Genomic DNA, 13,036 nt, shown 5'->3' on the forward strand with positions numbered 1-13,036 from the left:
TATCGGGAGAGCGTTTTCCGCACGGGAGGCGCTCCCTTTTACGAAGGAGTCAACATGACATGCGCAAAAAAAACGGAGCGGCCGGATACTTGTTCTTTTTGCCCGGATTTTTATTTTTTGCCTTATTTATTCTCTACCCGTTGATCCGGAATTTGATCTACAGCTTTTATGATTTTCGCCTCACGAACATCAATCACCTTGAATTTGTGGGATTGGATAATTATAAGCATGTGTTCGGGGATGAAGTGTTCTGGATTTCGATACGAAATATTTTTATCTACGGGATCATATCCGTGCCCGGCCAAATGATTTTGGGGTTTCTGGTTGCCTATGCGCTTTATCAGAATCGCCCCGGTACCAAGACGTTTCGGGTCCTTTATTTCTTACCGGTTATCACGTCGTGGGTTGTAGCTTCTTTAATATTTAAATATGTATTTGCCGACCAAGGCTATTTGAATTACGCCATTACGGATATCCTTCATCTGACGGATCAGACGATCAGTTGGTTAAGTGAACCGGGGAAAGCCTTGATCGTGATTGGAGCTCTGGGAATCTGGAAAGGGGTCGGCTGGGCGATGGTTATCTACATGGCCGCGCTGCAAGGGGTACCCAAAGATCAATATGAGGCGGCTTCCCTGGACGGATGCAACGCGTGGAACCAGATCCGTTACATCACGCTACCCTCGATTCGAAATACGACGTTTTTTATTCAAATGATGTTAATTATCGGTGCGTTTAACGTGTTTACATCCGTGTATCTTGTTACCAATGGCGGACCGATGCATCAGACCGAAGTGATGTTGACGAGAATGTATCAGAAGGCGTTCTCCGAATATGATCTGGGTTACGCCTCGGCGTTATCCTATGTGTTTGCGGTGATCATTGCCGGATTAACGGCGGTGCAGTTCCGTCTGAACAAACAGGAATAGGGGGCGAACCATATGCGCTCGCTGAAAACATTTTGCATCTACGCCCTGCTTGTCGCGGGCGGACTGATTTCCATTTACCCGTTAGTGTACATGCTGTTAACCGCGCTCAAACCTATGACGCTATTGTTTGAGTTTCCACCTCGTTTTTTGCCTTCGGAAATGACCTGGTCCAACTTTCGTGAGGCGTGGGGAAGCCAGAATTTCGCTTTATATTTGTTGAATAGCCTGCTGGTAACCTTGGCTAGCTTTGCGCTGATCTTTCTGCTGTCGTCCATGTTGGCCTTTGCCTACTCGCGGTTTGATTTTAAGGGAAAAAGCCTAAGCTTTGCGATTATTATGGGGGGGTTGGTGATCCCAAGCTTGACGTTGCTGATCCCTCAGTTTGTCCTGATTCGCCAACTGGGCCTATTCGATTCGCGGTGGGGACTTATCGTGGTCTACGCTGCAGGTGCCATTCCGTTTACAACCTTCTTGCTTAAAGGCTTTTTTGATTCCATTTCCCGTGATATCGACGAATCGGTTGAGATGGAAGGGGGAGGTGCGTGGACGTTATTCGCTTCCATTATTTTGCCACTCTCCAAACCGGCATTTGTACCAGCTACGATCTTTAACGCGCTGACAGTGTGGGAAGAGTTCCCTTGGGCGTTGACCATTATCAATGATCCGCTGAAAAGGACGCTTCCCATAGCCCTGGCCAATTTCCAAGGGCAATATACGACGCAATGGGGTATCGTGTTCGCCGGTTCACTGATCGCTGTAATCCCTATCATCTTGCTGTTCCTATTGTTGCAGCGTTACTTTATCGCCGGCATTACGGCCGGAGCGGTGAAGGGGTAAACAAAGGGAGATAAGCGAGTAAACCAAGTGGGAGCAAGCGCAATCCTCCTTTTGTGCAAACGATTGACCTAGTCTTACCAACGGTGATATAATCCAGCACATATAGGAAAGTAAACGTTTACTTTGAGGGTGGAGACAACTTCAACTTTCGTTTGAACAGAGTTGTTGTTCACTTCTCGGGATTGCGGAAGGAGAGAGCTTGGCTTATGGATACCAAGTTTACAAATGGAGGAAACGAGGAAGGTTATACCTGCGGCAAAGCGCCATCGAACAACCGGGCCTACGTCCTGGGGCGTAACACCTGGCGGACGATTGAGGAAGGGAACGAGCGGGAGTGGTTGATCGGCAACGGTATCGGTGGGTATGCCAACCATTCCGTGCCGGGCGGCGGTTACCGCATGTCCCATGGCTACTTGGTGGCTTCGGCGAAAGCGCCGGTGAACCGGATGTTGGTATTTACGCGCTCGCAGGAGCAGGTGGATATCGGCGATCGCAGCTATGATCTGACTTCTCAACAATATATCAACTGGCAAAAAAACGGCCAACGCTACCTGCGCCGCTTCAAGCTAGACACTGTGCCGGAATACGACTACCAGGTCGAAGACGTGCGGATCGTGAAGACGATTGCGCTGGAGTACGGTCACAATACGGTGGCGGTTTGTTACGACATCACCGGAGGCAAAGAACCCGCAAGGATAAAGCTGGTTCCTCTGTTCAATTACCGCTCGCCGGGGGACGTCTCGGAGAAGGGGGAGTTACGGTTTGAGAAACGCCTGGAGGGCCGGTTGCTGCAACTGGTTCCCGAGCGGGATCCGGGAGTGACGATATCCTTCCTAGCCTCGGAAGGGGAATTCCTGGATCGTTCCACGCTGCCGGTTACGATGGCGACGCCAAACTATTTGATTGAAGAAGGGCATTATTATCCGTTTGAGAACCGGAACGGCTTTTTGGGCATCGATAATCACTATACGCCTTACGAAATTCATGTGAACGTGGAGCCTTACGAACGCAAACGAATCTACCTGAAGTGTTCCACCGAGGCGTTGACGCCGGATGGCAAGGACGGCTTCACGATCGTGCGCGAATACCGCGAGCGGATGGAACGACTGGTGCAAACAGCGGGATATGGCGATCGGCTGGCCGACCGGTTGGTGGAGGCAGCGGATCATTTTATCGTGGATCGGGCGTCCACCGGACTCAAAACCGTACTGGCCGGTTACCCTTGGTTCACCGATTGGGGCCGGGATACGATGATTGCCTTCCAGGGGGTGGCGCTGGCCACCAAACGGTTTGCGGAGGCTCGCGAGATTTTGGAATCTTTTGCCCATTATGTGCGGGGTGGACTTATTCCGAATATGTTCCCGGACGACGGACAGGAGCCGTTGTACAACACGGTAGATGCGTCATTGTGGTATGTCCACGCGGTCTACGAATATTTGAAACACACCGGTGGGGAAGATGATTACAGGTTCATTCGCGACAAAATTTACCCCAAATTGAAGGAAATCATCGCCGCTTACCAGGGCGGCACCGATTTCTCCATCGGGATGGATGAGGACGGCTTGATTCATGCCGGTGGCGGGCTGGATCAGGTCACGTGGATGGACGTGCGGGTTGGCGAATGGGTGGTCACGCCGCGGCACGGCAAACCGGTGGAGATCAATGCGTTGTGGTACAACGCGCTGCGGATTATGGCACAGCTGGCGGAACGTTTTGAAGAAAAGCTGCCATATGATGAATTAGCACAGAAAGTGCGGGAATCGTTCTGTCGCCGCTTCTGGAACGAGGCGGATCAATGCCTGTACGATGTGGTGGATGTGCCGCAAGAAGGCGGCGGTTTGGAGGATGACCCTTCCATTCGGCCGAATCAGATTTGGGCGGTATCGCTGCCGTTTACAATGCTGCCTCCCGAGCAGGAGAAGGCGGTGGTGGGTACGGTATATCAGCACTTGTACACGCCTTACGGACTTCGTTCATTGTCCAACCGGGATCCCCGCTTTCAGTCAAGCTACATCGGGAAGCTGATTGACCGGGACGGCGCTTATCATATGGGAACGACGTGGGCTTTCCCGCTTGGCGGGTTGATCACTGCCTATTGCAAAGTGAATGGCTACAGCCGGGAAGCTGTACTTACGGCGAAGGACATGTGCCTCGTGTTTGAGGACCATATGCATGACGGCGGAATTGGCGGTATTGCTGAGATTTTTGATGGGGAACATGCTTTAACCGGGCGAGGATGCTTTACGCAGGCTTGGAGCGTAGGCGAAATCCTTCGCGCCTATACGGAGGATGTGCTGCCGAATTTGACGGGATTGGAGTGAGGACGTTGTCCGTACAAAAAGAATACCATGGCACCATCGATTACGGAGATTTGACGGTCACCGACGGGATTTCCGTGTTCGATCCCGCGTTTGACGAGAGGTTTGTCTATGATGGAGATGATCTGGGGGCGGTATATTCGCCGGAGCGCACGCGCTTTCGCCTATGGGCGCCAACCGCTTCAGAGGCGAAGGTCGTTCTGTATGACACTTGGGATGGTACGGCGGTCAATGAGCTGCCGATGCAGCGGGATGTGAAGGGAACATGGACGCTTACGGTGGAGGAAGATTGCCGGGGGTTATTTTATACGTATCGCGTTAAGGTGGGCCAGTCGTGGAATGAAGCGGTGGACCCTTACGCAAAAGCGGTGGGGGTCAACGGAGAGAAAGCCGCGATCCTCGATTTACGGAGCACCGATCCGCAAGGATGGGAGCAGGATGTAAAGCCGTCGCTAGCATCGCCGGTGGACGCGGTCATTTATGAGCTGCATCTCCGCGATTTGTCGATTCATCCGCACAGCGGGATTCGCCAGAAGAGCAAGTTTCTGGGCCTGACGGAGGAAGGAACCCGGGGACCGGAGGGGATCCCGACGGGCCTGGATCATATCGCCGGGTTAGGCGTGACGCATGTGCAGCTGCTGCCGGTGTTTGACTATTCCCGGGAGAGCGTGGACGAGAGCCGGTTGGATGAACCCCATTACAACTGGGGATACGATCCACAGAATTATAATGTGCCGGAAGGCTCCTATGCCACAGATCCGTATGATCCGGCCAAACGCATTACCGAGCTGAAACAACTCGTTCAGACACTGCATGCCCGCGGGCTCCGGGTGATTATGGATGTGGTGTACAACCACGTGTACGACGGGTATTTGATTCATTTCACCAAGCTGGTGCCGGGGTATTACTTGCGGTATAAAGCGGACGGGACGTTATCGGACGGGGCGTTTTGCGGGAACGAGTGCGCATCGGAACGGCCGATGATGTCGAAATATATCGTGGAGTCGATCCTGCATTGGGTGCGAGAGTACCACATCGACGGGTTCCGCTTTGACCTATTGGGCCTGATCGATATCGAGACGATGAATGAAATCCGCCGCCGCCTGGACGAGATCGACCCTTCGATCCTAATGATCGGCGAAGGCTGGATGATGGAAACGGTACTTCCCAAGGAGCGCCGGGCCAACCAGGAGAACGCCGGCAAGCTGCCGGGTATCGGGATGTTTAACGACGGGATGCGGGATGCGGTGAAGGGGGACATCTTCATCTTTGACCGCAAAGGCTTCATCAGCGCCGGCGAAGGGTTCGAGGATGGAGTGAAGCGCGGCGTGGCCGGGGGGATCGACTATGACGGGGCAGAGCTTAAGCAATTTGCCGTAGAGCCGATCCAGTCGGTCAACTTCGTCGAATGCCATGATAATCATACCTTATGGGACAAAATCGAGCTGTCCACGCCGGACGCCTCGGACGACGAACGCCGGGCCATGCACCGGCTCGCCTCGGCGATCGTGCTGACGAGCCAAGGCATCCCGTTCCTCCACGCCGGCCAGGAATTTATGCGCACGAAGGGCGGCGTGGAGAACAGCTATAAATCGCCGATCGAGACCAACTGGCTCGATTGGGAGCGCTGCGCTGCGCACCAGGACGACGTGTCCTACCTGCGCAGCCTGATCGCCTTGCGCCAAGCGCATCCCGCGTTCCGCCTGCGGACGGCGGACGAGATCCGCGCGCATTTGCGCTTTGAGGCAGCGCCGCCGCACGCCGTGGCGTACACGCTGCGCGACCACGCCGGTGGCGACCCCGATCGCGCAGGGCGACCGGCCGGGAGGACCCCAGCCGGTCGCCCTGCGCGGCCAGCCCCACAAATAAGGGTAAAAAACACCCTTATTTCCGCAAAAAAGCCCTTTTTGAACAAAATAGCGGTATATCATGGCCTTATTTTTCCGCAGGCGCCCCCAAAGGGGCGGTTTTGCTCCTGCCGGACCGAAATAAGGCCATTTTTTACCTCTATTTGTTCAATAAAAGCTAAATCACCGGAAATAAGGTGATTTTATACTGCTATTTCCGAGGCGAAGCCGCCGCGCCCGCTCGCCCGCCTACGCAAAAGCCCCCACCGCCAAGCGGTGAGGGCTTTTGACTTGATTATACCTTTAGCTCAGCGCCGATGGCTCCAAACGCTGCGCTTGCACTTGGCTGTTCGCATCGACCGTGTAGCTTTGGTCGTAGATGCGGATGGCAGCCGGTGTGCTGGACTCGTTGGTTACGATAATGCTGTCCGCAGTGGCGTTCACTTGCAGCAGGGAGCCGCGGAACATCACCTTAAACGAGAACGAGGTCCAGTGCGACGGGATGAACGGACGCAGCACGAGCTCGCCTTCGCGGACGCGCAGGCCGCCGAAGCCTTGCACGATCGCCATCCACGTGCCGGCCATACTGGTCGTATGACAGCCGTCTTCGGTGTCATTGTTATAGTTGTCGAGGTCCAGGCGCGCGGTGCGCAGGTACATCTCGTAGGCCTTCTCTTGATAACCCAGCTCGCAAGCGAGGATCGCGTGCACGCAAGGGGAGAGGGAGGACTCGTGAACGGTCATCGGCTCGTAGAAGTCGAAGTTGCGTTTCTTCGTGTCCAGGTCGTAACGGTCGCTCAGGAAGAACAAACCTTGCAGCACGTCCGCCTGCTTGATGAAGCACGAACGCAAGATGCGGTCCCAAGACCAGTTTTGGTTGATCGGCAGATGCTTTGGATCCATATCCTTGACGGCGATCAGTTCCTTGTCGAGGAAGCCGTCCTGTTGCAGGAACACGCCGCGCTCTTCGTCGTACGGGTAGTACATGTTGTCGATGATGTCCTGCCATTGCTTGGTTTCCGACTCTTCAAGCCCAAGCTTCTCAATCAGCGCCGTATAGTGCGCGGAATCCTGCGACTTAAGCTCAGCCAGCACTTCCAGCGTGTATTCGAGCGTCCAGACCGCGATCCGGTTCGTGTACCAGTTGTTGTTGACGTTGTTCTCGTATTCGTTTGGCCCGGTTACGCCCAGCATGACGTATTTGCCTTTCGCCTGCGAGAAGTTTACGCGTTGCTCCCAGAAGCGGGAAATTTCAACGAGCACCTCCAAGCCGTATTCGCCCAGGTAGGATTTATCGCCTGTATAATTTACATAGTTAAAAATCGCGTAAGCGATCGCCCCGTTCCGATGGATCTCTTCAAACGTGATTTCCCATTCGTTGTGGCATTCCTCGCCGTTCATCGTCACCATCGGGTAGAGCGCGCCTTTCGTAAAGCCAAGCTTACGGGCGTTCTCCTTCGCCTTCTCCAGATGCTTATAGCGGTAGATCAGCAGGTTGCGGGCGATGTCGGACTCCGCCGTGCTGAGGTAGAACGGCAGGCAGTAGGCTTCCGTATCCCAATAGGTGCTGCCGCCGTATTTTTCCCCGGTGAAGCCTTTCGGCCCGATGTTCAGACGGTCGTCCTCGCCGCTGTAGGTTTGGTTCAATTGGAAAATATTAAAGCGAATCGCTTGCTGCGCCGCTACGTCACCTTCGATGATGATGTCGCTCATTTCCCATTTTTTCGCCCAGGCTTCGGCCTGCTCGCGTTTCAGGGTGTCGAAACCGGCTTGCTTCGCCGCGTGCAGCGCTTCCGTCCCGACTTTCACCAACTCGCCTAACCCGTGATCGCGGGAGGTGACATTGGCTACGTATTTATACAACGTAACCGTCTGGTTAGTGGACGCGGTTACCGCCACTTCAGCGGAGACGAATTTCTCCTGCTCGTGGAACGCCGGAGCCAGCTCCAGCCGCTGTCCGCCTTGCTCCACATCAAACGCCATGATCGACGTAACGTGGAAGTCGAGCTTTTTCGTTTTAACCGTCAAATAGGAGAGGTCGGCACCGGCGGCTTTTTCAACCTCCAGCCAGAATTTCTCCTCATAGTTGGAGTCCTTGTTCTTCACATCGCCGTCGAGGTAAGGCGCAAACCGCAGCTCCCCGTTGAAGTTGAGCGGCGTAACCGCATAGCGGATCGCTCCGATTTCATGGCGCACGATGCTGACGAACCGCACCGCTTCCACTGCCAGCTCTTTACCGTCTTTCATAACGGCGGTGAAGCGACGAGAGAGATAGCCTTCCTTCATGTTCAGCTCACGGACGAAATCCTTCACCTGACATTCGGCTAAATCCAGCGCCACACCGTCCACGAACACATTGATACCGATCCAGTTCGTGCTGTTCAGCACTTTGGCGAAGTATTCAGGATAGCCGTTTTTCCACCAGCCCACCCGGGTTTTGTCCGGATAATACACGCCGGCCATGTAGCTGCCTTGCAGGGAAGTGCCGCTGTATTGTTCCTCAAAGTTCGCACGCTGGCCCATATATCCGTTGCCGATACTGAAAATACTTTCCGAAATCTCATGATTCGCCGGATCAAAGGATTCTTCAATGATGGACCACGGATCTACCTTCAAATACTGTTTCACTATAACCGCTCCTTTAGTCTTTTCTAATAGATTATTTATGCAGAAAAAGAACGATAGCTATTCGCCGCGATCGGCTTGCGTACATCCAACGAGTGCGCTTGCGTTTATTTCGCGGCCAGCTGCTGCAGCAAGTCAACCGAGACGTCGCCCAGCGAAGAGACCACCCGGTCGGCCTCGCTGAGGGTGTCCGGGGAACCGATGCCGATGCAGCGCATGCCCGCGCGGCGAGCGGCTTCGATCCCGGCCTCGGCATCCTCGAATACGACGCACGCTTCTGGAGCAACGCCTACTTCCGCAGCGCCGAGCAGGAAGACCTCGGGGTCGGGTTTGGCGCTGGAGGTGCGGGTGCCGTCGATGATCGCATCGAAGTACGGCGTAAGGCCGGTATTTTTCAGGATGATCGGCGCGTTCTTGCTGGCCGAGCCCAGCGCGGTCTTTAACCCGTTCTCGCGGCACTGCTGCAGGAACTCAAGCGCCCCCGGCAGAATTTCCGAAGCATCCATACGGGAGATATACTCGACGTACCAGTTGTTTTTGCGCTCGGCCAGCTCCTGCTTGACGGGGTCTTCCAGTTGAAGGCCGCCAACACCGAGCAAAATGTCCAGCGAAGCCATACGGCTCACGCCTTTCAGCTTCTCATTATCCTGCTCGGTGAACACGAAACCCAGTTCCTCAGCCAATCGTTTCCAAGCCAGGTAATGGTATTTCGCGGTATCGACGAGCACGCCGTCGAGATCAAATAAACAAGCTTGAATCGGATTCATAATCAACCTCCTGTGAAGAGTGAAATTAGCGCAAACGTTTGAACAGAAGTCGAAAAATAAAGGAAGCTTCAGCTTCCGTTTATTTTCATCAAATGACCCCGACAGCCTTCAGGGGTTCTTGGGGACTGAATACATGGACGAATCGCGGACCATTAGGCGGTGCGGAATGATCTGCCGCTTCGGATACACCTTGTCGCTGTTGTTTTGAATCGATTGAATCAACACCTGAGAAGCGGTGTAACCCAAGTTGTAAATGCCGATATCCATGCTGCTGAGCGGTGGCGTAGAAAGCTCCGACAGCGGGATATTGTTGAAGCTGACCAGGCACAAATCTTCAGGCACTTTGAATTTCAGTTCATGCAAGCCGCGAAGCACGCCAAAGGCTACAACATCGTCAATCATGACCAGAGCCGTCGGGCGGTCCGGAAGATTCATGAAGAACGACATGGCCCGATAGCCGCTGTCCTGTAAAAACTCACCTTCGACAATCCATTCGGGCCGGCACTCCAGGCCTGAATCTTTAAGTGCATCCTGATAGCCCTTCAACCGGTCTTTCGAGACGACGAGCTCCGGCGGTCCGCTGACGAACCCAATCCGCTCATGTCCCAACGCGATTAAATGTTTCGTGGCGTCGTACGACGCCTGGATATTATCATTATCCACCGTTAAAATATCAGGATATTCCTCACTGCGTCCGATTAGCACGAACGGGTGACCGCCTTCATGAAGAAAATCGATCACGGGATCGTTTTGCCGCGAATACAGCAAAATGACCCCGTCCACCCGGCGTCCGTTTAATAATCTGGAGACGCTTTCGAGTTCCTCTTTCTCATTAGCTCCAGAGCTGATCAGCACGTCGTAACCTAAGCGGCTGGCTTGGGTTACAATGCCGCGAATCAGTTCCATAAAGAAGAAGTTGGAAAACAATTCCTCGGCGGACTTTGGCAGCATGATGCAAATACTGTTTGTCGTTTTGGAGACCAAGCTCTTGGCCATGATGTTTGGATGGTAGCCAAGCTGGTCCATAATGAGCTTCACTTTGCGCGAAGTTTCCGCGCTGATTCTGGGATGATTGGACAGCACCCGGGACACGGTAGAGGGCGATACTCCGGCCTTTTTGGCAACATCCTTAATGGTGACAGCCATAAAAAACCTCCTCTGTGGAACCGTTTGCTTTACACTGTAATATTAATCTAAAGATTTCGGAAAGTAAATAGAGAATCTAGGGAGAACCCTTACGCAGCCGCGCATTGAACCTCATTTTCCATCGAAAATAGGAATCAAAGGGAATAAATGACTCTTCCCATTGCGCAAACGTTTTACCTTTCGAAAAGAAAGACGGCCGACCTATTCTGAGGAAACATAGGGTCGGCCGTAAGGCGGTGTTGCTTGTTGTCGTAAGTTTTTTTACGCTTGCGTTAATACGGCATAACCGTAAGCCGGAAGCTTAACGGCGAGCTTGCCGTCGGTGGTGCTGTAGGTTTGACCGCTGAAGGCATCGCTCCAGGATTGACCTGTCGCAGGAATCTGGATGGTTTGACCCGCATCGTAGTTATTCAGCAGGACGAGCACCTTTTCTCCGTCTAATACACGTTCGTAAGCCAGCTTCGAGCCGCCTTTCTCCGCTTGCAGGAACTTCAGGCTGCCGGTGCGCAGCGGAGCCAGCTCCTTGCGGACTGCGATCAGCTTCTGGTAGAACGTAAACAAGTCATGGTCCTGGCGTTTTGGATCCCACTCCATGCATTTGCGGCAATCCGGATCCGGTCCTCCGTCGAGGCCCACTTCATCGCCATAATAAATGCAAGGCGTTCCGCTGTATGTAAACTGGAACAGCGCCGCCAGCTTCATCTGGGCTTTGTTGCCTTCGCATAACGTTAAGAGACGTGGAGTATCGTGGCTGTCCAGCAGATTGAAAGCCACTTCGCTGGCCTGCAGCGGATAACGGGACAACTGCTTGCCGATTGCATTCGCGAAGCCTTCGGCATCCAGGGTACCGCGAACGACGAAATCCAGCACCGCTTCCGTAAACGGATAGTTCATGACGGCGTCGAATTGATCCCCTTGCAGCCAGCCGGACGACTCGTGCCAAATTTCGCCCAAGATGTAGGCATCCGGGTTGGCGGCCTTCACCGTTTTGCGGAAATCGCGCCAGAAGGCATGATCCACTTCGTTGGCTACGTCCAGCCGCCAGCCGTCGATCCCCACTTCCTTAATCCAGAATTCAGCAACTTTCAGCAAATATTCTTTCACTTCCGGATTCTCGGTGTTCAGCTTTGGCATCAGCGGTTCAAATGCAAACGTGTCATACGTAGGAACGCGGTCCTTGACTTGCAACGGATATTCACGTACGTAGAACCAATCTTTGTAGCGGGATTTTTCGCCTTTTTCCATCACGTCGACGAATGGGGCAAACGTCTTGCCCGAATGGTTGAATACCGCGTCGAACAACACCTTGATTCCCCGCTCGTGGCAGGCTTGAACCAGCTTCTTGATCGTGGCGATATCGCCGAAATGCGGGTCGATCTTCATATAGTCGGCCGTATCGTATTTATGGTTGGTCGTGGCTTCGAACAACGGGGTGAAATAGATGCCCGTAATGCCAAGCTCGCTTAGATGGTCGAGATGATCGATCACGCCTTGCAGATCCCCGCCGAAGAAGTTGTCGCGTTCCGGTTTGCCGCCCCAAGGCATTACATCTTTTGGATCATTGCTCGGGTCGCCGTTCGCGAAGCGTTCCGGGAAGATTTGATAGAAGATGGCATCCTTCACCCAAGCCGGCGGCGTAAATACGTCAACCGGATTGATGAACGGGAACTCGAACAGCCGCTCTGGGCCTGCCGGACGTTCCTTCGTAAATTCGCTTTCCGTCATCCAGATCTGCTCATCGCCGGATTTCAGCAGGAAGCCGTATCGCGTCCGACGCAGTGGCGGCTGATAGGAGCATTCCCAATAATCGAACATCTCGTCGCTGATCATCAAGGTCATTGGAATCAGCTCTTTGCTATCATCCCACATGTATTTATCCCCCACGTAGGCGTACACCTCGGTGAGGTCGTTCTTTTTGGCGCGCAGGCGCAGATGGAGCGTTTTGTTGTCGTAAGCATAAGTCCAGTTGAGTTTGGGACGGTGATATACCGCTTCGAGTAACATAGAGAATCCCTCCTGAAGAATTAGTGGACGGCTTCGTCGCTAGGCTTCCTAAGCAAAAAAAGCACATCCAAGCCGAGTAGCAGGCCGAGGATGTACCTTTCGATAACAGCGCCTTCAAATTATTGAACCAAGCAACAAAGCTAGTATTGCTCTTATTGATCCGGATTATAACACTGTTCAAACCATTGCACAAGATACGAAAGAAACGACGAGAATTACGGATGAAAATGATCCGAGATCATGGACAGATAGTGCCAAAAATCGCTTGATACATAGAGAAAAAACGCACAATCGTGCCATATGTGCGATCGTATGGCAATGACATAAACCAATAAAAAATGCGAATTATAGAGAAAATGAAAGTAAAAGAGAGATCGGGATTGATTTTACCCGGTTTAAGCTCTGTGCAAACGTTTTTACAAGTTCCATAGCATGATGTATGATGTGTTACGTGGATAAAGCGCTTTCGGGCAGGGAATACTAAACTAACGCAGAAAGAAGCCGTAAAAAGCAAAAAGTTTCAGGTATTTTCTGAAAACGTTTGCGCAACACCGTCTATATAA

8 protein-coding genes are annotated in these 13,036 nt (G+C 53.1%); 4 read left to right on the forward strand and 4 right to left on the reverse strand.

Annotated features, from left to right (window positions below; all coding sequences use genetic code 11):
- Positions 1–59 precede the first annotated feature (59 nt).
- The 4 genes from BN3277_RS10075 to pulA all read left to right on the forward strand — a co-directional run bounded on the left by BN3277_RS10075 (position 60) and on the right by pulA (position 6,132).
- Positions 60–929 (forward strand): carbohydrate ABC transporter permease, encoded by an 870-nt coding sequence (locus BN3277_RS10075; protein WP_059042234.1) that lies wholly within the window; start codon positions 60–62, stop codon positions 927–929.
- A 12-nt stretch (positions 930–941) separates the two neighbouring features.
- Complete coding sequence (locus tag BN3277_RS10080) at positions 942–1,766, forward strand: carbohydrate ABC transporter permease (RefSeq protein WP_059042236.1); 825 nt, start codon at positions 942–944, stop codon at positions 1,764–1,766.
- A gap of 206 nt (positions 1,767–1,972) precedes the next feature.
- Positions 1,973–4,087 (forward strand): amylo-alpha-1,6-glucosidase, encoded by a 2,115-nt coding sequence (locus tag BN3277_RS10085; RefSeq protein WP_082691409.1) that lies wholly within the window; start codon positions 1,973–1,975, stop codon positions 4,085–4,087.
- Between the two features lie 5 nt (positions 4,088–4,092).
- The gene (pulA, locus tag BN3277_RS10090) at positions 4,093–6,132 is read left to right on the forward strand and encodes a type I pullulanase (RefSeq protein WP_082691410.1); all 2,040 of its coding nucleotides are present in this window, start codon (positions 4,093–4,095) and stop codon (positions 6,130–6,132) included.
- A gap of 102 nt (positions 6,133–6,234) precedes the next feature.
- On the opposite strand, the gene BN3277_RS10095 is transcribed toward pulA, so the two are convergent.
- From BN3277_RS10095 to BN3277_RS10110, 4 genes are all read right to left on the reverse strand, one after another.
- On the reverse strand, positions 6,235–8,559 hold the full coding sequence (locus BN3277_RS10095) for a glycoside hydrolase family 65 protein (protein ID WP_059042238.1): 2,325 nt from the start codon (positions 8,557–8,559) through the stop codon (positions 6,235–6,237).
- Positions 8,560–8,663: 104 nt separating this feature from the next.
- Positions 8,664–9,323, reverse strand: a complete 660-nt coding sequence (pgmB, locus tag BN3277_RS10100; RefSeq protein WP_059042240.1) for a beta-phosphoglucomutase — start codon at positions 9,321–9,323, stop codon at positions 8,664–8,666.
- 108 nt (positions 9,324–9,431) lie between these two features.
- Entirely contained in the window at positions 9,432–10,469 is a 1,038-nt protein-coding gene (locus tag BN3277_RS10105; protein ID WP_059042242.1) for a LacI family DNA-binding transcriptional regulator, read from the reverse strand.
- A gap of 261 nt (positions 10,470–10,730) precedes the next feature.
- Positions 10,731–12,473, reverse strand: coding sequence for an alpha-glycosidase (locus BN3277_RS10110; protein ID WP_059042244.1), 1,743 nt, complete (start codon positions 12,471–12,473; stop codon positions 10,731–10,733).
- Positions 12,474–13,036 lie beyond the last annotated feature (563 nt).

Origin of the sequence: Paenibacillus rubinfantis, from assembly GCF_001486505.1 — a bacterium.
Classification (GTDB): Bacteria; Bacillota; Bacilli; order Paenibacillales; family Paenibacillaceae; genus Fontibacillus; species Fontibacillus rubinfantis.

Bases quoted from the DNA above. Each gene is read 5' to 3' on its own strand.
- BN3277_RS10105 (WP_059042242.1), bottom strand. From the start codon at position 10,469: ATGGCTGTCACCATTAAGGATGTTGCCAAAAAGGCCGGAGTATCGCCC.
- BN3277_RS10080 (WP_059042236.1), top strand. From the start codon at position 942: ATGCGCTCGCTGAAAACATTTTGCATCTACGCCCTGCTTGTCGCGGGC.
- BN3277_RS10110 (WP_059042244.1), bottom strand. From the start codon at position 12,473: ATGTTACTCGAAGCGGTATATCACCGTCCCAAACTCAACTGGACTTAT.
- pgmB (WP_059042240.1), bottom strand. From the start codon at position 9,323: ATGAATCCGATTCAAGCTTGTTTATTTGATCTCGACGGCGTGCTCGTC.
- BN3277_RS10075 (WP_059042234.1), top strand. From the start codon at position 60: ATGCGCAAAAAAAACGGAGCGGCCGGATACTTGTTCTTTTTGCCCGGA.
- BN3277_RS10085 (WP_082691409.1), top strand. From the start codon at position 1,973: ATGGATACCAAGTTTACAAATGGAGGAAACGAGGAAGGTTATACCTGC.